General features: G+C 63.1%; 17 protein-coding genes. 6 read left to right on the top strand and 11 right to left on the bottom strand.

Annotated elements, in window-relative coordinates; genetic code table 11:
* Positions 1–501: 501 nt before the first annotated feature.
* Complete coding sequence (gene waaC / locus QEN71_RS03540; protein ID WP_201652969.1) at positions 502–1,509, bottom strand: lipopolysaccharide heptosyltransferase I; 1,008 nt, start codon at positions 1,507–1,509, stop codon at positions 502–504.
* A gap of 272 nt (positions 1,510–1,781) precedes the next feature.
* Here waaC and QEN71_RS03535 point away from each other — a divergent pair, with 272 nt between their 5' ends.
* Positions 1,782–3,179, top strand: coding sequence for a chloride channel protein (locus tag QEN71_RS03535; protein WP_201652966.1), 1,398 nt, complete (start codon positions 1,782–1,784; stop codon positions 3,177–3,179).
* Between the two features lie 283 nt (positions 3,180–3,462).
* On the opposite strand, the gene QEN71_RS03530 is transcribed toward QEN71_RS03535, so the two are convergent.
* The 6 genes from QEN71_RS03530 to map form a co-directional block, all read right to left on the bottom strand.
* A complete protein-coding gene (locus QEN71_RS03530; protein WP_201652962.1) occupies positions 3,463–3,774 on the bottom strand; it encodes a YXWGXW repeat-containing protein in 312 nt (103 codons plus the stop codon).
* 258 nt (positions 3,775–4,032) lie between these two features.
* On the bottom strand, positions 4,033–4,287 hold the full coding sequence (gene minE / locus QEN71_RS03525) for a cell division topological specificity factor MinE (RefSeq protein ID WP_012400068.1): 255 nt from the start codon (positions 4,285–4,287) through the stop codon (positions 4,033–4,035).
* Positions 4,288–4,302: 15 nt separating this feature from the next.
* Positions 4,303–5,118 (bottom strand): septum site-determining protein MinD, encoded by an 816-nt coding sequence (minD, locus tag QEN71_RS03520; protein ID WP_201652959.1) that lies wholly within the window; start codon positions 5,116–5,118, stop codon positions 4,303–4,305.
* Positions 5,119–5,207: 89 nt separating this feature from the next.
* Entirely contained in the window at positions 5,208–6,044 is an 837-nt protein-coding gene (gene minC, locus QEN71_RS03515) for a septum site-determining protein MinC (RefSeq protein ID WP_201652956.1), read from the bottom strand.
* Positions 6,045–6,265: 221 nt separating this feature from the next.
* Complete coding sequence (locus tag QEN71_RS03510) at positions 6,266–6,808, bottom strand: GNAT family N-acetyltransferase (RefSeq protein WP_201652953.1); 543 nt, start codon at positions 6,806–6,808, stop codon at positions 6,266–6,268.
* Between the two features lie 241 nt (positions 6,809–7,049).
* Positions 7,050–7,835: a type I methionyl aminopeptidase gene (gene map / locus QEN71_RS03505; RefSeq protein WP_201652950.1), complete on the bottom strand. Its 786-nt coding sequence runs from the start codon at positions 7,833–7,835 to the stop codon at positions 7,050–7,052.
* Positions 7,836–8,340: 505 nt separating this feature from the next.
* Here map and QEN71_RS03500 point away from each other — a divergent pair.
* From QEN71_RS03500 to QEN71_RS03480, 5 genes are all read left to right on the top strand, one after another.
* On the top strand, positions 8,341–8,889 hold the full coding sequence (locus QEN71_RS03500; protein ID WP_201652947.1) for a fimbrial protein: 549 nt from the start codon (positions 8,341–8,343) through the stop codon (positions 8,887–8,889).
* Positions 8,890–9,115: 226 nt separating this feature from the next.
* On the top strand, positions 9,116–9,859 hold the full coding sequence (locus tag QEN71_RS03495) for a fimbrial biogenesis chaperone (protein WP_201652944.1): 744 nt from the start codon (positions 9,116–9,118) through the stop codon (positions 9,857–9,859).
* A gap of 198 nt (positions 9,860–10,057) precedes the next feature.
* On the top strand, positions 10,058–12,814 hold the full coding sequence (locus QEN71_RS03490) for a fimbria/pilus outer membrane usher protein (protein WP_201652942.1): 2,757 nt from the start codon (positions 10,058–10,060) through the stop codon (positions 12,812–12,814).
* 118 nt (positions 12,815–12,932) lie between these two features.
* Positions 12,933–14,018, top strand: a complete 1,086-nt coding sequence (locus QEN71_RS03485) for a fimbrial protein (protein ID WP_201652939.1) — start codon at positions 12,933–12,935, stop codon at positions 14,016–14,018.
* A gap of 129 nt (positions 14,019–14,147) precedes the next feature.
* Positions 14,148–14,672 carry a fimbrial protein gene (locus tag QEN71_RS03480; RefSeq protein ID WP_201652936.1) on the top strand — a complete coding sequence of 175 codons (525 nt, stop codon included), beginning with the start codon at positions 14,148–14,150 and terminating at the stop codon, positions 14,670–14,672.
* A gap of 106 nt (positions 14,673–14,778) precedes the next feature.
* Here QEN71_RS03480 and QEN71_RS03475 read toward each other — a convergent pair whose 3' ends face one another.
* From QEN71_RS03475 to QEN71_RS03460, 4 genes are read right to left on the bottom strand one after another with little or no spacing between them, the layout of a single operon-like run.
* The gene (locus QEN71_RS03475) at positions 14,779–15,369 is read right to left on the bottom strand and encodes a PqiC family protein (RefSeq protein ID WP_201652934.1); all 591 of its coding nucleotides are present in this window, start codon (positions 15,367–15,369) and stop codon (positions 14,779–14,781) included.
* Positions 15,366–16,961: a PqiB family protein gene (locus tag QEN71_RS03470; RefSeq protein WP_201652931.1), complete on the bottom strand. Its 1,596-nt coding sequence runs from the start codon at positions 16,959–16,961 to the stop codon at positions 15,366–15,368. The genes QEN71_RS03475 and QEN71_RS03470 overlap by 4 nt, the downstream gene beginning before the upstream one ends.
* Entirely contained in the window at positions 16,958–18,307 is a 1,350-nt protein-coding gene (locus QEN71_RS03465; RefSeq protein ID WP_201652928.1) for a paraquat-inducible protein A, read from the bottom strand. The genes QEN71_RS03470 and QEN71_RS03465 overlap by 4 nt, the downstream gene beginning before the upstream one ends.
* Positions 18,304–19,776: an efflux transporter outer membrane subunit gene (locus QEN71_RS03460; protein WP_201652925.1), complete on the bottom strand. Its 1,473-nt coding sequence runs from the start codon at positions 19,774–19,776 to the stop codon at positions 18,304–18,306. The genes QEN71_RS03465 and QEN71_RS03460 overlap by 4 nt, the downstream gene beginning before the upstream one ends.

Genomic DNA, 19,776 nt, shown 5'->3' with positions numbered 1-19,776 from the left:
AACGCGTGCGGCGCGATGAAGCGTCGTGAAAGCACACAAGCGAGATGGCGCCAGGCCAGTCAATACGCATGAAGCCCGCCCGGAAAGCCTCGGCGGGCAAGGCATCGGCGGATCGCGATCTCACCGGGGCGCGGGCGCTGACGAAACCCGCCTCACGCGAGTCGGAAGGCCGAAAGAAAAGCGACAGTTTTAACAGGCGTGTAATGAGCGGACGCGCGCCTCGAAGCAGTAACATCAACGAGTCGATACGCAGCGTGAAGTCAGCCGCAGCCGAACTCACGCGAAGCGCCGCCGGGAATTCCGAACAAAAAGAATGAAATCGGTTGAACTTGTCCGCACCCGTATGGTCTTTACGAATGTTGTACCGGTTTGTTCTGCAGGTTTCCTCTCGGTCCGCGCGCTTCAGGCGCGGGCTTTTCAGAGGCGTCTCGCGACGGCGTCCGCACCTGGGCGAATTGCGCGTGCGCCTCTTTTCTTTTTTCTACGGCTTAAGCCTCAGCCTCAGGCCGCTGCCACCGACTCGCCCTTGCCACCGAGCGCAAGCGGGTCGGCGTGCACATGATCGATGGCGGCCAGCGCCTCGGCGACGGGTGGCACGTAATTCCCTTCCCCAATCGAAACCGAGCGGAACGGCACGTTATTCCCAAAGGTTTCGCGCGACGTGGCGATGAAGATCATCACCGCGCGCTTGCCGAGCGCGTGCGCCAGATGGACGAATCCCGTATCGACGCCGATCACGAAGTCCGACGCCGCGATCACCTGGGCGATCTCCGTCACGCTCAATTGCGGCAGCAGTTCCGCGCCTTCTACCTGATCGACGATCGCGAGCCCCTCGCTTCGTTCGGCAGCCGAACCCCACGGCACGACCACATGAAAACCGCGCCGCACCAGTTCCTTTGCGATGGTGATCCAGTGCTCCGCCGGCCATTTCTTGTCGTCCTTCGAAGCGGCATGAAATAGCATCGCGAGCGGCCGCCCGCCCGTATCGACGATCGGCTTTGCGGGCGCGGGAATCTGCAAGTTGTAGTCGGGCGGCGTGTCGAGCGGATAGCCGAGCGCCGTGCTGACCGTCTCCCGCATGCCGTTCCAGGCATTGCGGTCGCGCGGCGGCACGAAGCGGCCGGTGTACGCAAACGCAGCACCGCGCTCGCCGAGATCCTTGTTGCGATAGCCGAGGCGCCGCCGCGAACGCGACAGGAACGCGATGATCGCGCTCTTGTAGACGCCGTGAATATCGACGACGACGTCATACCGGTGCGCACGCAATTCGCCGATGGACTCCGCGATCGCCTTGAAATCGGCCCAGCGACGCGCTTTCTTGAATCGGCGCAAGGGCGCGCACAGCACGCGGTCGATGCCGGGATTCCAGCGCGCGATCTCGGCAAATGACTCGTCCACCGCCCAGTCCACCGCAACGCCGGGGAAGGCGCGTTTCAGATCGGAGACGATAGGCTGCGCCTGTATCACGTCGCCCATCGAGGTGACTTTGACGATAAGAATTCGCTTCATTGATTGCCCGTTTTGGCTGCTCGGTCGCAATCTGCAATTTTAGCCGAGCCACCCTGGAATTGCCCGCAAAATGGGCAGCGGCAAATCTTGCCGGAGCCGTTCTATCGTTACCAGACGTTACTTCCCTTGACAGTGCCCGCCGCGCGCGGGGGACGGCCCAGCAAGCTTTCAGCCCGATTGCGCTGTTCCGCCGCCTATAATGGTCCGAACTCCGGCCCCTCTGCCCGTCGCATCTGCCGGCCCTTCATCGGCCCATTCCCAGCCCGATTCCCATGTCACGGACACCCCTGCTGTCCTCGAGCATCGGCCGGCGCGTGCGGCGTCTGTGGCGCCAGTACGGCATCTTCTGGCTGGGCGCGATCGCCGTCGGCCTCACGGCCGTCTTTTATGCGCGGCTCATCGATTACGGCTACAACGCTTTCCTCGATCTGCAGAAGCAGCACCGCTGGCTCACGCTGCTGCTGACGCCCGCCGTCGCTGCGCTGTCCGTCTGGCTCACACGGCGTTTCTTCCGCGGTGCCGAAGGCAGCGGCATCCCGCAGGTCATCGCGACGCTGCATTCGAACACGAGCGCAGCGGGCGCACGGCTTCTGACCTTTCCTATCCTGCTCGGCAAGATTCTCGTGTCGTTTCTGGCGATCCTGGGCGGCTTCACGATCGGGCGTGAAGGACCGACCGTGCAGGTCGGCGCCGCGCTGATGTTCAACCTGCGCCGCCTCTACCCGCGCTCGAACGCGCTGATCGAACGGCAACTGGTGCTGGCGGGCGCAGCGGCCGGCCTGTCGGCGGCGTTCAACACGCCGCTCGCGGGCATCGTCTTCGCGATCGAAGAACTCACGCGCAGCTTCGAAGCACGCGCCAGCGGCGTTCTGATCACGGCCATCATCATCGCGGGCATCATCGCGCTCGGCCTGAACGGCAACTACACGTACTTCGGCACGATCGACATCGGCGCGCACTTCCCGCAACTGCTGGCCGTCGCCGTCGTCATCACGGGCATCGTCACGGGCATCGCGGGCGGCATTTTCGGCTGGCTGCTGCTCAATACCGATCGCTGGATTCCCGAACCACTGCGCCGCCTGAACAGTGAGCGGCCCATCGCGTTCGCCGCGCTGTGCGGCCTGGCCATCGCGGTGATCGGGCTGATCTCGGGCGGCACGACTTTCGGCAGCGGCTATGCGGAAGCGCGCGGCCTGCTCTATGGCACCGAGCATCTGTCGATGCTCTATCCACTGCTCAAGATGGCGTCGATGATCGGCTCGTATCTGCCGGGCATTCCGGGCGGCATCTTCGCGCCGTCGCTGTCGATCGGCGCCGGGTTCGGCAATGTGCTTCACATGTTCTTCGACGACATGCAGCTGCCGATGCTGATCGCTCTCGCGATGGTCGGTTATCTCGCCGCCGTCACGCAGTCGCCCATCACGTCGTTCGTGATCGTGATGGAGATGATCAACGGACACGCGCTCGTGATTTCGCTGATGGCGACCGCGCTCGTGTCGAGCCGGATTGCGAGCCTGTTTGCGCCGCCGTTGTACGAGGCATTGTCGCTGCGCTATATGACGCCTGCCGTCGTCACGCCTGACGCTGCCGTTGCTGCAGAAGGTCGCTCAAAGGACGAGGAAAGCGGTGACGACAATCAGCTCACGACGCGTGACGAGGCAAAGGAATAAGCGACGCTGAGAAAAAATCGGACGCGCTCCGCTGAACGCGTCCGACCTCCCACAATCGTCAGTACACGACGACGCCGACCGGGTGGTAATACACCGGACGGGCAGGCACGACGACGCAACCGGCCAACGTGACCGCCAGTGCGACGATCGCGAGCAAGGTTCTTTTTTTCATGTGACGACTCCCTTGAGGGTTGCGGATAAGCGCGCTCTCGGGCGCGTTCGGCGAACAGGCGGCGGGTCTTCAGCGCGTGTTATCGCCGCCTGTTCGAGACTCGGTCAGGCATCAGGCCCAATGGCCCTGGACCCAGCGCCAGTTCGGACCGTGCGCGATCCAGTGGCCGGGCACCCAGTGATAACCGACGCGCTCCACCTGCCAGTGCCCCGGCACCCACGCATAGCGGCCGTGGTCCCAGCGCCAGTGTCCCTTGTCCCACACGTAGCCCACGCGGGGCGCGGGCACGGCTTCGAAGCGCTCGACGGGCGGCGCGCTCGGCGCGACGACGATCACTTCCGCAGCCGACGCCGAAGCGGCGGCAGACAGACCGGACACCACGAGCACAGCGGAAACTGCGAGCAGACGAATCGACTTGTTCATGTTTTCACCTCTTGTGTCAGCACCGAATGATGGCGTTGCCGGTTCAATGCGCGAGGTGACGAAAAAGCTGACAGAGGACGTGTTACGGCCTGCCCTCAAGTGCAACGGATTATTTCGGGGATATTCCGCGAAGAGCGGAAAGAGACGTGTGCGAAGGGTTCGCAGCAACGACACGCAGACACGGCAATGCGCGTCACCCGATGACGGTGACGCGCATCACGCGAGAAGAGATACAACCAGCGAGAAACTGAAGACCGCTCAGACCTGCGGAATCTCGATCTTGACCTCGAGCACTTCGAGGTCGTCGTGACGTTCGAGATTCACGCGGATATCGTCGTCGGAGATTTTCACGTACTTCGAAATCACAGCGACGAGTTCACGTTGCAACGCGGGCAGATAATCGGCGGGCGCTTTGCCGCCCACGCGCTCATGCGCGATGATCAGCTGCAGGCGTTCCTTCGCTATCGACGCGGACTTCTTTTTCTCGCCCAGCAAAAACGAAAGAATCGACATCAGGTACGCCTCCCTTTACTTGGTGCCGAAGAGGCGCTGCAGCAGGCCCGGCTTCTGGTAATCGGTAAAGCGCAGCGACTTCTGCTCGCCGAGGAAGCGCGACACGACGTCCTTGTACGCTTCGGCGACATCGGTGCCGTCGAGATGCACGGCGGGCAAGCCCTGGTTCGACGCGTGCAGCACGGCTTCCGATTCCGGAATCACGCCGATCAGATCGATACGCAGGATTTCCTGGATGTCGGTCAGCGACAGCATCTCGCCTTCGCTCACGCGTTTCGGGTTGTAGCGCGTGATCAGCAGGTGCTCCTTGATGGGCTCCTTGCCTTCGATCGCACGCTTCGTTTTCGACGACAGGATGCCGAGAATGCGGTCCGAGTCGCGCACCGACGACACTTCCGGGTTCGTCACGATCAGCGCTTCGTCGGCGAAATGCATGGCAAGCAGCGCGCCCGATTCGATACCCGCCGGCGAATCGCAAACGATGTATTCGAAGTCCATCGCGATCAGGTCGTTGATGACCTTCTCGACGCCTTCCATCGTCAGTGCGTCTTTATCGCGCGTCTGCGAGGCGGGCATGATGAACAGGTTCTCGCACTTCTTGTCCTTGATGAGCGCCTGGTTCAGGTTGGCTTCGCCCTGGATCACGTTGATCAGGTCGTACACCACGCGACGCTCGCAGCCCATGATGAGATCGAGATTGCGCAGACCGACGTCGAAGTCGATCACCGCCGTTTTCGAGCCGCGCAACGCGAGACCGGACGCGAAGCTCGCGCTCGTGGTCGTCTTGCCTACGCCACCCTTGCCCGAAGTCACCACAATGATTTTTGCCATTACCCTTTACCTTGTGTTCGTCAATTCGTCTATTGAGTCCGGCGGGAGTTCCATCGCGCGACACGCAAAATGCACGTGCGGCGTACGCATCAGGTGAGCCGCAGCGGTTCGATCATCAGCTTTTCTTCGTCGAGCCAGATCTGCACCGGCTTGCCGAGCACGTCGGCTGGCAGCGGGTTTTCGGTCGTCCGGTAAATGCCCGCGATCGAGATCAGTTCCGGTTCGAGACACGTGCAGAAAATGCGTGCGTCGTGGTTGCCGTGCACGCCCGCGAGCGCGCGGCCGCGCAACGGCGCATAAATATGGATGTTGCCTTCCGCGATCACTTCGGCGCCGTTGCTCACCATGCCGAGCACGACGAGATCGCCCTTCGCGTAGATGCGCTGGCCCGAGCGCAGCGGCTTGTCGATCACCGTCGTCTGCGACGACGAGCCGGCGATGCGCACGGGCTCGGTGGACACGGCGGGCGCGCTTTCTTCCTCGGAGGGAATGGGCAGTTGCATCTGCAGCTGGCCTTGCGCCTGTGGTGCCACGTCAGCTTGCTGTGCGGCGGCCTGTTTGCCCGACGTGTCTTCACCCGCTTCGTCGCCGTTGTTCTTGCTGCCGCGCGGATCGCGTGCGTCGAGCAGCGGCAGTCCCGCTTCGTTCGCCCATTCGTGCTGCGCGCTGTCGGCGACGACGCCGATGGGACGCATGCGCACGCTGCCGAGCAGCGCAGCGATGTCCGCGAGCGGCACACGTTCGTTTTCTGCAAGACGGCGCACGTCGATCGCGACGGTATCGTTCGCGAAGAATTCGGGCGTCGCCTCGAAGCGCCGGGTCAGCTCGGCACGCATTTCAGTGAGGTCGGTCGTCTTGACGACAAACAGCAGCGTGTCGACCGCGCCACTGCGCAGTTCAAAGAATGGCGATTTCCTGGGCGACATAGCGTTCGGCAAAAAATTTTGCGTATTTTACAGGCGTCCAGGCGAACGGTGAGCTTTTTTGCCAATAAGTCTTCACGCAGTCATCACGCGACAGGAAAATGCCGCGCGCGTGCTGCGTCCCGGGCGAATGGATCGACAAAAAGTGGGAACGGTGCGTAGTTCGGACGCGCGCAGAGGCGTCCGTTGAAGGCTTGAAGCGTGGCGAAAAACGGCTAGATGAACTACCCGCGAGCCGTGTCGTCCGATGCCGTCGCTTGCGGCACGTGCCGCACGAGCAGCGTCTGGAACTGGTCGGGCGCGCGCGGAATGCGCTCGTGCTCGCCCGTCGGGCCGAAGCCGAGACGCTCGTAGAAGCGCATGGCGTTGCGGTTTTCGTCGGCGATCCACGCGTAGATTTCGGCGGCACCCGCCGCCGCGAGCCACTCGCTGGCCGTGTTGACGAGCAGTTCGCCGCCGCGCAGATGCCGCACGGCGGGCGCGACCCACAGCTCGCTGACGAACGCGCGATGCGACGGCGCATCTTCGAAGCACGCGCCGATCAGACCGGCGGGATGCCCTTCCGTGTACAGGATGAACGACGTCGACGCCGCTGAGGATGCGTGCCGCGCGGCCGTCTCCTCGAATATGGACGCATCGGCCGACAGCGCTTCTTCGAGCGTCTCGCCGAAAGCGTAGGGCGCTTCGCGCAGTGAAGCCGTACGAAGCTCGCGGAAGACGGCGCCCTGATCGGCTGCGATGCGGCGAACGGTCAGTGAAGGACTCATGCGGTCGAAAATCCCTTATGTCATCCGGGTGAAACGCTAGCGCGTAGCTTTAACCGAACCGGCGCGTGAGTCAAATCTTTAATTCGGCGCAGTGCGAGCGAGCGCGCACGGGTTGACACGCGGACGCCAAAACGGCATACGCGCGTGCCGTTGTGGCGCATCGCATCGGGCATGGTCGGCCGCAAACGGTTGCGGGCAGTCGCTCCGCCGCTTCCCGCAACTCAAAGCAACTCAAAGCAACTCAAGGCGCCTCGTAGCACCCCGTGCCGTCGGGCCACGGCGTGAGCAACTCGTAGCCGTCGTCGGTGACGGCGACCATGTGCTCCCATTGCGCGGACAGCGAACGGTCTTTGGTGACGACCGTCCAGCCGTCGCGCATCACCGTCGTGCCGGCGCGGCCGGCGTTGATCATCGGTTCGATCGTGAAGACCATGCCCGGCTTCAGGCGCACGCCCTGCCCCGGCTGGCCGTAGTGCAGCACCTGCGGATCCTCGTGATAGACCTTGCCGATGCCGTGTCCGCAGTAGTCGCGCACGATCGAAAAGCCCTCGCGCTGCGCGATCTTCTGGATCGCATGACCGACATCGCCGAGCGTCGCGCCCGGCTTCACCTGACGGATGCCTTCGAGCATCGCCTCGTAGGTCGTGTCGATCAGCTGCTGCGCGACGGTGCCCGGCTGGCCGACCGTGTACATGCGGCTCGTGTCGCCGAAGAAACCGTCCTTGATGACGGCCACGTCGATGTTGATGATGTCGCCGTCCTTGAGGATTTCGCTGCGGTCGGGAATGCCGTGACACACGACGGAATTGACCGACGTGCAGACCGTTTTCGGAAAGCCCATGTAGCCGACGTTCGCGGCAATCGCCTTCTGCGTGTTGACGATGTAGTCGTGGCAGATCGCGTCGAGTTCGCCCGTCGAGACGCCGGGCTTCACGTGTTCGCCGATCATGGCGAGCACATCGGCGGCGAGCCGGCCCGAGATGCGCAGGCGGGCGATGTCTTCTGGAGTTTTATAGGTGATGGCCATGTCGGAAAGCGTTGGCGGGATGCGTGGTCTGGAGGCGCGTGCGTGGAGCGCTTCGGGGCACGAGTCAAACAGCGCCTCGAACGCGACCCTACATCCGGTTGTCGGGCCAACCCATTTTACAGAGTCTTCTGGATACAGAGTCTTCTGGAAACGGCTGAAGCTCGCTTGCACCTCACAAATTGCGCATCGCGTGACGCCGTCCCCGCGAAACCGTCGACTGCGCGGTCGCGTAACTCATCTACCCAACGAGCTCTCCCATATCTGCTTGGAAAGCACGCCAATCGCCCTAGGAATCGTCTCTCAATTTAAGACTGTTCCTATCGAAGCTCATATCGATTCCTCGAATAATACCTCTGCCCACTCATGGGCCTAACAGGTGGATCCGTCATTTAGCTGGCGGGCGGAATTTTCCTCTCGATTCCGATAACTGTCGGATCCCATGCTCTCTCAACGGTTCATCAATCTAATTCAGTCACTTCGGTGACGCTTTGGAGTAGGAAGTTTCATGAAAAAAATCGCTTTCCCCCTGATCGTTGCAGCAATGGGTCTGGCTGCTTCGGCGGCACACGCAGCGCCCGCCAGCAACGGCGGCGTCGTAACGATCAACGGTCAACTGACGGCCAACACGTGCACCGTGAGCGGCAACGGTCAAGGCAACAACTTCACGGTCACGCTGCCGACGCTCGCCGCCTCGACGCTGTCGGCGGCCGGTTCGTCGGCTGGCTCGACGGGCTTCGCCATCGCTCTGTCGAGCTGCACGCCGTCGACGGGCAATGTGCACACGTTCTGGGAATATGGCGCGAATACGCTGAGCGACGGCAACCTGCTCAACAACGGCACGGCCACGAAGGTTGAAGTCCAACTGGTCGACTACAACGGCAGCCAGAAGACCATCGACGTCAGCAAGGCTGACGGCGCACAGAACTCGCAATCCGTCGCCATCTCGAGCGGTGCCGCGAACCTGCAGTACGCCGCGCAATACGTGTCGCCGGTTGGCGGCGCTACGGCTGGCAGCGTGACGACCAACGTCACGTACTCGATGATCTACCAGTAATCGGGTGGTGCGCGGACGCGATGCTCACGCGTCTTCCATCCGCGCACAAACGCAGCAAACATCGGCTGCCGCCATGGTCTTTCAGTCCAGTCGACGGCAGCCGGTTACGCCTTGCATCGTGTCGTGCGACGTTACCCCGGCGCAGTCGATCGATGTCCTGGCGAGCGGCGCCCCGCGGCATACGCGCAGCGCCATCTCATCGAATTCCGTTTTGTGGTTGAGCGTCATGAATATCCGAAAACTTCTTAAGTGTGCGATGGCTGCCGGCGTGCTGGCCATCGGTGCGATGTTGCCCTTCGCGACACAGGCATCCGTCGTCATCGCGGGTACGCGCGTGGTCTACAACGCGACGGATAGCGAAGTGACGCTCAAGCTTTCCAACGTGGGCAAATCGCCCGCGCTCAGCCAGGTGTGGCTCGACAAGGGCGACCTCACCGCCGATCCGAGCAAGCTCGATTTGCCGTTCGTCCTGACGCCGCCGCTCGCGCGCATCGACCCGGACAAGTCTCAGACAATCCGTATTTCCTATACGGGCGAAGCGATGCCGACGGACCGCGAGACGCTCCTGTGGTTCAACCTGCTCGAAGTGCCGCCCAAGCCCACGGCTACCCAGGCGGGCGCGAATTACGTGCAACTGGCGTTCCGCTCGCGCCTCAAATTTTTCTTCCGTCCGGCCGGCTTGCCCGGCAAGGCTGATGACGCACCTGAAAAGCTCACGTGGCACATCGGCACGCAGGACGGCAAGCCCGCATTGCTCGTTTCGAATCCGACGCCCTATCACGTGACGATTATCGAAGCGCACGTGGGCGAAGGCGTCAATGCGCCGAAGTTCGACGAAGGCGGCATGGTCGCGCCGGGCGCCAACCTCACGCTGCCGCTGTCGGGCGCGCCGGGCGCTGGCGGCAAGGTGTCGTTCACCACGCTGAACGACTACGGCGGCCCGATGAAGCACGAATCAGCGCTGCAATGACGCCGAAGCCTGCGCAAGCCGCAGGCGAAGAGTCGCCGCTGCGAAGCATCCCGATGCCTTCGTCAGCCGGACTAATGGCGCCGCAAAGGGATGAACCGCGGCGCACCTGACAGCATGAATCTTCGCAGGGAAAAACCGGACGTGCCGATGGCCTGATGCCATGGCAGGGGCCGGTGTTGCCTGCGAATCCGGCTCATCATGAAGAATAGACATCCGAAACACATTTCCACGCGCGCGTACGCCAATCCGCTGTGTCTAAGCCAGGCGAGCCTCGCCGTGCTGCTGACGTTCAGCGCGGCGCATGCCCATGCAGACGCGCTGTCCGTCCTCAATGGCGCCGCTCCCGCCGAACCCGTCGCGACAGCCGAAGCCGAGCACGCTGCGCCGCTGCTCGCTTCCACCGACACGCATGCGCTGTCGGCCGCCGACGGCATGGCGACCTCGCACGCGAACCGTACTGCCGCGCCGACCAACCCCGCTCCCATCACGCTGAACATCGCGGCCGCCGCGCCGGAATCCGTCGAGTTCAATTCGCAGTTCCTGACGGGCACCAGTGCAGCGACCGTCGACATCTCCCGTTTCGACAAAGGCAATGCCGCCCTGCCGGGCCACTATCGCGCGGCGCTTTACGTGAATGGCGTATGGATCGGCGTCACCGACGTCAACCTGCGCGAAACTGGCGGCCAGAAGCGCGCAGCACAGCCCGTGTTCGACCGCGACCTGCTGACGCGCGTCGGCGTGGATCTCACGCGACTGCCGGAAACGGCGCGCGCGAAGCTCGACGCCGCCGCTAACGGTGGCTCGACCGCGCTGTTGCCAGAACTCATCCCGCAGGCCACGGCAACGTTCGACATGGGCGAGCAGCGTCTCGACGTGAGCGTTCCGCAGGCCATGATGAGCCGCAACGCGCGCGGCTGGGTCGATCCGAAGTTCTGGGACGACGGTGTGCCTGCTGCGACGCTGCAGTACAACGCCAATGTCTATCACACCAACGGCGCGGGACTCGCGACGACGCAGGGCTATCTCGGCCTGACCGCGGGCGCGAACCTCGGCCCGTGGCGCTTCCGCTACAACGGCAACGTCACCAGCGCGACGGGCACGGGCACGCATGTGCAAAGCATGCAGACTTACCTGCAACGCTCGTTCGAACCCATCAAGAGCCAGTTGACGCTCGGCGATTCGTACACTGACGGCACGATCTTCGACAGTATCGGCGTGCGCGGCGTGCAACTGGCCACCGACGACCGCATGTATCCCGAATCGCAGCGCGGCTATGCGCCGACTGTGCGCGGCATCGCGAACAGCAACGCGAAGGTCGAGGTCAAACAGAACGGCAACATCATCTACACGACGACGGTTGCGCCGGGCGCGTTCGAGATCAACGATCTGTACCCGACGGGCTACGGCGGCGACCTCGACGTCGTCGTGACGGAAGCGGACGGCAGCCAGCATGTGTCGAAGGTTCCGTACGCGGCGCCTGTCAACGCGCTGCGCGAAGGCCGCTGGCGTTACAACGTCGCAGCGGGCCAGTACCGCAATACGAGCGCGCACAACCATCCGTTCGTCTTCGAAGCGGGCGTGCAGCGCGGCGTCAACAACTTCGTCACGCTGTACGGCGGAGTGGCCGCTGCCGAGGGCTATCTGTCGGGCGCGCTCGGCGCGGCGATCGACACGCCCGTCGGCGCGTTCGGCCTCGACATCACGCAGGCGAACAGCAGTTTCCGGAACATGCCGGGCCGCAGCGGCCAGAGCTTGCGGATTTCCTATTCGCGCCTGTTCGCGCCGACGAACACCAACCTGACGCTGGCCGCGTACCGGTACTCGACGAGCGGCTTCCTGGATCTGCCCGACGCGATGAATCAGCGCGATCTCGCGCAGCGCGGCATCGGCAATACGAATACCGGCGTGCAGAAGGGCCGGCTTCAGCTGACGCTGAACCAGAACCTCGGTACGTGGGGCTCCGTCTACGCATCCGGCTTCACACAGAACTACTGGAACAAGTCGAATCGCGATACCTCGTACTCGGTCGGCTACAACACGAATTTCCGTCGCGTCGGCGTGGGTGTGTCGGCGTCGCGCGAACTCGACGTGAACAGCGCGCGCTGGGACAACCGCGTGATGCTGAACCTGAGCATTCCGCTCGACATCGGCTCGAAGGTCGCCAATACGATGACGAGCTTCATGCACGACTCGCGCGACAACAGCACGCAGATTCAGGAGACGTTCACGGGCGCCGCGGGCGCCGACAACGAACTGAGCTACGGCGTCACGGCGGGTTATGACTCGGGCAGCACGAATGGCGGCAGCATCAACGCGAACGCCGGTTATCTGAGCCGCTACACGCAGTTGCGCGGCAACGCGGGTTATTCGAACGGCTATACGCAGGCTGGCGGCGGCATGTCGGGCACGGTCGTCGCGTACCCGGGCGGCGTTGCGCTGACGCCGCAAACGGGAGACACGTTTGCGATTGTCGAAGCGAAGGACGCGGCAGGCGCGCGCGTGGCGACGGCGCCGGGCGTGCGCGTCGACGGGTTTGGACATGCGGTCGTCGCGGGCATGGAGCCGTATTCGCTGAATACCATCGAAATCGACACCAAGGGCCTGCCGATGGGTGTCGAACTGAAGAGCACCGAACAGCATTTTGCACCGACGGCGGGTGCTGTAGTGCGCGTGAAGTTCGATACCGAAAATCGCGGCCAGGCGGTCGTGATGCGTCTGCGCCGTCCGAACGGAGACACGGTGCCGTTCGGCGCGGATGTGCTGGACGACAAGGGCAACAACGTCGGCACGATCAGCCAAGGTAGCCGCGCGATGTTCTACAGCAACGCCGCTGTTGGCGATCTGACTGTGAAATGGGGCGCAGGCATAGGGCAGAGTTGCACGGTCAGCTACTCCCTTCCCGTTGCCCAGAAGGGGAAGACGGCGATCGCGTTCGCCGATTCAATGTGCCGCTGAAAATCGCACGCGACGCCCGTTTCCACGCGGCACGCAACGAAACGTGCTCCATGAAACGAATAGCGCAGCAGATTTAAGTCATCTTGACGATTGACCCAAATTTTTCAAAGAGTATTTTATGAACGATTCAAAGCATTCGACGAATCGATACAGGCTTGTTCAGTTTCTGGGGCTTTGCTTCCTGGGTTTGTGTTGGATGATCGCGTCGCCGCAAGCTCGGGCCGACTCCTGCTCGGGCGTCAGCGGCAACACATATCCAGTTACTTTGCCTGCCTCGGTCACCGTACCGCGTGACAGCGCAGTAGGCACTGTTCTCACCGGATGGGCCTCGACTAGCGGCACCAGCGTAAACATGTGGAACTGCTCGCAAAGTAGCGGGATGGGCATTGGATCCTTTGGCATGCCGATGTTGACAAGCACGGGCACGACGACGTCCTATGGTGGACGGTCGTACACCGTGTATAACACGGGATATACGGGGATCGGCATGATCATAAGTTTCTCGGACGGCGAACAATCCTGTGGCGGCTGGTTCAACGAGGGTGATATCGGCACAAACGGAGGTTCCTGGTACGGTGCCACCTGCAACACGACCAGTACACCTGTTGGCGCACAGATACAGGTCGCGCTCGTCAAGACGGGCCAGCCTAGTGCGGGCACGCTATCAGCCTTGAACGTGGCACGGGCTGCACCCGGAATGCGGCCTACTGCTCCTATCGTCGGGTCGCCGTCGACCCTCCTTTCGTCCTACACGGTGTCTTTCAGTACGCCCAACGTTCAGATTGTGAATGGCTCTTGCACGACTCCCGACGTATCGATTCCGCTCGGCACATTCTCCACGGTAGGATTTACGGGCGTCGGCCACACGACGACAAACGTCGGCTTCAACATCAGCGTGAACAACTGCCCAGCGGGCTTGAACAGCGTCCAGTACCGCATCGATCCGACGACGACTGTCGTGAACAGCTCACAATCGGTGGTCGCACTAGACAGCAGTTCGACGGCCACGGGCGTCGGTGTGCAACTGCTCAACAACAGCGGCACAGCGCTCCCGTTGAGCAGCTATCAGACCTTTAGTGGGTACAGTTCAAGCACGGGCGGCAGCTACACTATCCCGCTGAAGGCACGGTACTACCAGACGACCTCCACGGTTGGCCCCGGCCCGGCAAATACGTCGATGACCGTCACGATGCAATATCTGTAAATCTGCGATACGGCCAAACGGGTCTGCTCCACGCTGACCCGCTTCGGCATGCATAGCCACACGCGAACCTCGGCAAACAGACTCGCGGCAAGCAGGGCTAACGCCGATTGCAATCCTCGACCGAACACCATGACTTTACGAAAGATCTTCTCGCTGCTCGCCTCGCTCACACTGATGGCAGCAGGACCGGCTTTCGCCGCAGATGCAAACCTCAATTTCACCGGCCTGATCATGCAGCCTTCGTGCAGCATCGACAGTGCGTCGGCGAATCAGGTCGTCAATCTGGGCAGCGCGCCCATCATGAACTTTGCATCCGTCGGCAGTACGACGAACGCCACGCCATTCAACGTGAAGCTCGTCAGCTGCGCGCCGGGCACCGTCATCACGATGACGGTCGCAGGAACGATGGACACCGTGGCAAGCGTGCTGCAGAACACGGGCACCGCGACACAGGTAGGCGTGCAGCTTCTCAAGGCGTCCAGCGTCGGCGCAACCACAGGCACGCCCGTCACGCTCAACAGCGCCGTCGCAATGGGCACAGTCGACAGTACTTACTCAATGACGATTCCGTTCGTCGCGCAGTTCTACGAACTCGGCACGCTGACACCCGGCTCCGTCGTGGCGACAGCGACGGTGAACTTCACCTACAACTGACCGCCTCGGCGGATGCTTGATGGCGAGCACGGCCGTCGTGAGGACATGACGGCTCGTGCGCGTCCAAGTATGAACACTCGCGCTTCATCGGCATAACAGCGCTCACCTAGCTCGCAACAGCACGCCGGATCGCCGCCGCAATCTCCCGGCTCACTACCCCGAGCGCCCGGCTATGCGCAGCCACGAGCGCCGCGTCGTCCGCGCCCTGCACCGGCTCGCGCACGGTCGAGCGGCCCGTCAGCAACGCGTCGCGGCCTGCCACGCGCACCGTCCACAAGGCATCGACGGCGACCGCTTCGCCCGGCATCGAATCGAACTGCACGATATCGACGCGCACGCGGCACGCCTCCGTGCCCGCCACCGTTTGCGACGACACCGACACGCGCTGCGAGCCGAGCAGGCGCGACAGATCGGCGGCGATTACATCGGCGACACCGCTTTTCACGGGCTCGCCCCAGCGCGCGAATTCGTTCAGCTTCACTTCGTTGCCGGACACGCGCGTCACGAGTTGCGGCCGGTCGACCAGTTCGGGCACCGTCACGGGCCCGACCACCACCGACACCGATAGCGGCGCGCCCGTGCTGTCGAGCGTCGAATCCGGGCTCAACGTATAGAAGTTCGAACGCGGCGAAGCGCACGCGGCCAGCATGACGGCGACGCAGAGATACGCGCCGCGCGAAAGCATCGATCGCTTCACTTTGCGTCCTCCTGTTTGCCGCGCAGCAGCGCTTCCGGATGACGCTGCAGATAATCGGACAGCGCGCGGAATGACGCCGCCGTGCGCGCGAGTTCGCGGATCGCATCGCTCGTGTCCTGTTGAAGCGTCGAGTCGGGCGCGAGCGCGTTGCTGGCCGAATTGAGCGTCGTCTGCGCCGCCGACAGCGTGCTCTTCGCCTGCGGCACGACCTGCGTGTTGAGGCTTTGCATCAGCGCGCTCGCGTTGGCGAGCGTCTGCTGTGTGTTCTTGCCGATTTCTTCGAGCGGCAGCTTGTCGATCCGCGCGACGATCCGGTTGATCGACTCCTGCAGCGACTGCAAACCGCTCGGCTCGGTCGGCAGTTCGGCGGGCGTGCGGCTCCAGTCGACGGTCGCCTTCGGCGCGTGCGGGAAGAAATCGAACGACACGTACAACTGGCCCGTCAGCAGACTGCCCGTTTTCAGCTGCGCGCGGAAACCACGCGACACGAGGAAATCGGCGATAGCCTTCGGATCCTCGACGACGCGCCCGCCTCCCGGCTTGTTGTTCGCGTAGCGCGACGTGAAGCGCTCCGGATAGAAGCGGATTTCGACGGGAATGCTGATCTTTTTCGTGACGGGATCGAAGCGCGTATAGATCGCCGACACTTCGCCGAGCACGATGCCGCGGAAATCGACGGGTGCGCCCACCGTCAGCCCGCGCACCGATTCCGTGAAATTGAGCACATAAGTATCGACGATGCGGTCCTGCACCTTCATCGCATCGGTGCGCGTCGCGAACAGCGTGAACGGCGTGCGCACCTCCGCTTCCGGCTCCGCGAGCGACGACGCGGGCGTTTCGAACGCCAGCCCGCCGATCAGGATCGACACCAGCGACTGCGTGTTGATCTTCACGCCGTCGGTGCCGAGTGCGACGTCGATGCCGCCCGCTTCCCAGAAGCGCGAATCGCTTTTCACGTACCGGTCGTACGGCGCGTTCACGAAGATGCGCAGCGTGATGCCGCCGCCGTCCTTGTCGAGTTCGAACGAGGTCACCTGGCCCACGCGCAACCGCCGGAAATAGACGGGCGAGCCGACATCGAGGGAGGCCAGGTTCGCTGCCTTCAGTACGAACTCGCGGCCGGGCACGTCGCTCGCGAATACGGGCGGAATTTCGAGTCCCGTGTAATCGCGCCGCTCCTGTTTCGCCTTGCCGATGTCCATGCCGATGAACGCGCCCGACAGCAGCGTGCTGATGCCCGATACGTTGCCGCCCGCTATGCGCGGCCGTTCGACCCAGAAGCGCGTGTCGTCGACGAGCATGTTGGTGGCGTCGCGCGTGAGTTCCGCCGTCGCGACGACGCGCTTATAGTCTTTCGACAACGCCACCTTCTTCACGACGCCGATATCGACGTCCTTGAACTTGATCTTGGTCTTGCCCGCTTCGAGCCCTTCGCCCGTCTTGAAGCTGATCGTGATGGTCGGTCCCTGCGACAGCGCCGCCTGCACCGCGAGCCAGATGCCGACGCCCACGGCCACCACGGGCACGAGCCAGATCCACTGGATGCGCCAGCGCTTCTTCGGCACGGCGACGGCGTCGGGCGGCCGGTTCATTCCGGTTTCCTCGTGTCCCAGATGAGGCGCGGATCGAACGACATCGCGGCGAACATCGTCAGCACGACGACCGCGCCGAACGCAATCGCGGCCGGTCCGGCACGCACCGTGGCGAGCGCATTGAACTGCACGAGCGCCGTGAGCACGGCGATCACGTAGATATCGAGCATCGACCAGCGGCCGACCAGTTCGACGATCCGGTAGATGCGCGCGCGCTGATCCGGCTGCCACGTCGAGCGGAAATTCGCGGAGATCGCGAGAAAGCCGATCGCGAGAATCTTCAGCATCGGCACCGCGATGCTCGCGATGAAAACCAGCACGGCGAGCGGCCACGAACCCGACGTCCACAGATACACGACGCCGCTCATGATCGTGTCCTTCTGTGCGCCGAACAGCGAACTCGTGTCCATCACGGGCAGCACGTTCGCGGGAATATAGAGGATGATGGCCGCGATCAGACACGCCCACGTGCGCGCGAGGCTATCGGGTTTGCGCAGATGCAGATGCGCGCCGCAGCGCGGGCAGTGCGTCGGATGCAACGGCAAATGTACGGCGGCATGAACGTTCGCATAGTCGCGCTCGATCTGAGCCTGCATCGGCGCGACGCGCGTCAGCAAGCCGCAGTCGTGGCATACGCACATGCCGCACGCGGCGGCCGTCTCGGCGGGAAACGGCGTGTCGCTGTCGAACGCAGGGCCGGCATCGGGCACGCCTTCGAGACGCGTCCAGAGATCGCGCGCATCGAATGCGGAAGCGGCCGCCGCGAGCATCAGCATCAGCGCACCGAACGACCACAACGCGGCCCCCGTCACCACCGACGCGATATGCGAGAGCTTCACCAGCGCGACGAGCAGACCGAGGATCAGCACTTCCGTCATGCCCCACTCCTGCGCGACGCGCAGCATGCGGAACACGGCGTCCGCGCGATACGGCGTGCGTCCGAGCCGCAACGGCAGCAGCAGCCACACGAGGCCGAGCGCCTGGCACGCGGGCATCAGCATCGTCGTGATGAAGATCAGCGCCGACAGCGGCCACATGCCGTCCTGATACAGCACACGCACGGCGCCGAACATCGTCGTTTCGACGAGATCGCCGTTCACGGCAAGACCGACGATCGGGAATGCGTTCGATATCACCCACAGCGCACATGCGGCGAGCGCATAGGCGAGCGTCCGGTCGAGACTGTTCGCATGACGCCGGTACAGCGTCGCGCGACAGCGGCAACAGCGCAGCACGCCTTCGGGCGGCACGGCGCTTTCGCGCTGCAGCAGATCGCATTCGTGACAGGCGATCACAGGCGTGCGCGCAGCGTGGCCGAGATAGGTCGAGGTGGCCGTGTCGCTCATTTCACGTCCTGCTTTTCTGCTGCGTTGTCAGGTTGCTGTGTATCGCCCGCATGTGCCTGCGTGGTCGTCATCCCCTCAGCCGTAATGATCCAGCCGCCGCCCATCGCCTTGTACAGACTCACATACGACACGAGCACACCGGCCTGCGTCTGCGTCTGGCTTAGTTGAGCGTTGAAGAGACTGCGTTCGGCATCGAGCACTTCGATATAGCTCGTGTAGCCGCCTTCATAGCGAAGCCTCGCCATATGCGCGTATGTGGCCAGCGCTTCCACCTGGCGTCCCTGGATATCGAACTGTTCGCGCAGTTTCTGCGACGAGATCAGCGCATCGTCGACTTCCTGGAACGCCACCTGGATCGCCTTGCGATACGAATACAGTGCCTGCTGCTGCACGGCTTCGGCCTGCTTCACCTGACCGGCAATCGCGCCACCTTCGAAGATCGGCTGCGTCACCGATCCGGCAAACGACCACACGCGCGCCGGCCCCGTGAAGAGTTTCGAGAACTGGCCGCTTTGCGTACCGAGCAGACCCGTAATCGAAATCTGCGGGAAATACAGCGCTTTTGCCGCGCCGATCTGCGCATTGGCGGAAACGAGATCCTGTTCGGCCTGACGCAGATCGGGCCGACGTTCGAGCAGATCCGACGGCAAACCGGCAGGTACCGCAGGCGCCGCCAGTTCACCGAGCGCACGGCCGCGCAGGATATCGCCCGGATTGCGCCCGAGCAGCACCGACAGCGCATCTTCCTGCTGCGCAATCTGCGATTCGATCTGCGGAATGCGGGAGCGCGAGTCCTCGTATTCGGACTGGCTCTGCGCGAGTTCCATCTGCGAGACTTCGCCGCCCTTGAAGCGCAGTTCGAACACATGCACCGATTCCGCTCGACTCGACGTGGTGGCCTTCGCGATCTCCAGTTGCCGGTCAAGACTGCGCAGGTTGATATACGACGACGCCACCGACGACACGAGCGTGAGGATCGTGCCGCGCTTCGCTTCTTCCGTCGACAGCAGGCTCGCGCGCGCCGCTTCCGTCAGACGCCGGTTGTGACCGAACAGATCGATTTCCCACGACGCCGACAGCGCCAGCTGATACGAGTTGAACACCGGACTGGTGATGTTCGAGAACAGTGGCGACGTTGTCGGGATACGCTGGCGTTCGGCATCGAAGCCCGCATCGACGTGCGGCAGCAGTGCTGCGCGCGTCGTCACGAACTGGCCGAGGAACTGGTCGACGCGTGCGGCGGCGACCTTCACGTCGTTGTTGTTCGCGAGCGCGGTGGTGATCAGGTCGTTGAGTACGGGGTCGTCGAACTGTTTCCACCATTCGGTGTTCGCGACGTCGGATGCGTAGTTGTCGGGGAAGCGGTACGTCGCGGGTACTTCTACCTGCGGGCGCGAGTAGTTCGGGCCGAGGAGACAGCCGCTCAGGGTCAGGGCACACAGTGGGCCGATCAGCAGGACGCGGCGCAT

The sequence above is a fragment of the Paraburkholderia sabiae genome, from assembly GCF_030412785.1.
Classification (GTDB): domain Bacteria; phylum Pseudomonadota; class Gammaproteobacteria; order Burkholderiales; family Burkholderiaceae; genus Paraburkholderia; species Paraburkholderia sabiae.
This window is presented reverse-complemented; position numbering and strand designations above follow the sequence as displayed.

Bases quoted from the DNA above. Each gene is read 5' to 3' on its own strand.
- QEN71_RS03470 (WP_201652931.1), bottom strand. From the start codon at position 16,961: ATGAACCGGCCGCCCGACGCCGTCGCCGTGCCGAAGAAGCGCTGGCGC.
- map (WP_201652950.1), bottom strand. From the start codon at position 7,835: ATGGCCATCACCTATAAAACTCCAGAAGACATCGCCCGCCTGCGCATC.
- QEN71_RS03500 (WP_201652947.1), top strand. From the start codon at position 8,341: ATGAAAAAAATCGCTTTCCCCCTGATCGTTGCAGCAATGGGTCTGGCT.
- QEN71_RS03480 (WP_201652936.1), top strand. From the start codon at position 14,148: ATGACTTTACGAAAGATCTTCTCGCTGCTCGCCTCGCTCACACTGATG.
- waaC (WP_201652969.1), bottom strand. From the start codon at position 1,509: ATGAAGCGAATTCTTATCGTCAAAGTCACCTCGATGGGCGACGTGATA.
- QEN71_RS03465 (WP_201652928.1), bottom strand. From the start codon at position 18,307: ATGAGCGACACGGCCACCTCGACCTATCTCGGCCACGCTGCGCGCACG.
- QEN71_RS03530 (WP_201652962.1), bottom strand. From the start codon at position 3,774: ATGAACAAGTCGATTCGTCTGCTCGCAGTTTCCGCTGTGCTCGTGGTG.
- QEN71_RS03490 (WP_201652942.1), top strand. From the start codon at position 10,058: ATGAAGAATAGACATCCGAAACACATTTCCACGCGCGCGTACGCCAAT.
- minE (WP_012400068.1), bottom strand. From the start codon at position 4,287: ATGTCGATTCTTTCGTTTTTGCTGGGCGAGAAAAAGAAGTCCGCGTCG.
- minD (WP_201652959.1), bottom strand. From the start codon at position 5,118: ATGGCAAAAATCATTGTGGTGACTTCGGGCAAGGGTGGCGTAGGCAAG.
- QEN71_RS03495 (WP_201652944.1), top strand. From the start codon at position 9,116: ATGAATATCCGAAAACTTCTTAAGTGTGCGATGGCTGCCGGCGTGCTG.
- QEN71_RS03535 (WP_201652966.1), top strand. From the start codon at position 1,782: ATGTCACGGACACCCCTGCTGTCCTCGAGCATCGGCCGGCGCGTGCGG.
- minC (WP_201652956.1), bottom strand. From the start codon at position 6,044: ATGTCGCCCAGGAAATCGCCATTCTTTGAACTGCGCAGTGGCGCGGTC.
- QEN71_RS03460 (WP_201652925.1), bottom strand. From the start codon at position 19,776: ATGCGCCGCGTCCTGCTGATCGGCCCACTGTGTGCCCTGACCCTGAGC.
- QEN71_RS03510 (WP_201652953.1), bottom strand. From the start codon at position 6,808: ATGAGTCCTTCACTGACCGTTCGCCGCATCGCAGCCGATCAGGGCGCC.
- QEN71_RS03485 (WP_201652939.1), top strand. From the start codon at position 12,933: ATGAACGATTCAAAGCATTCGACGAATCGATACAGGCTTGTTCAGTTT.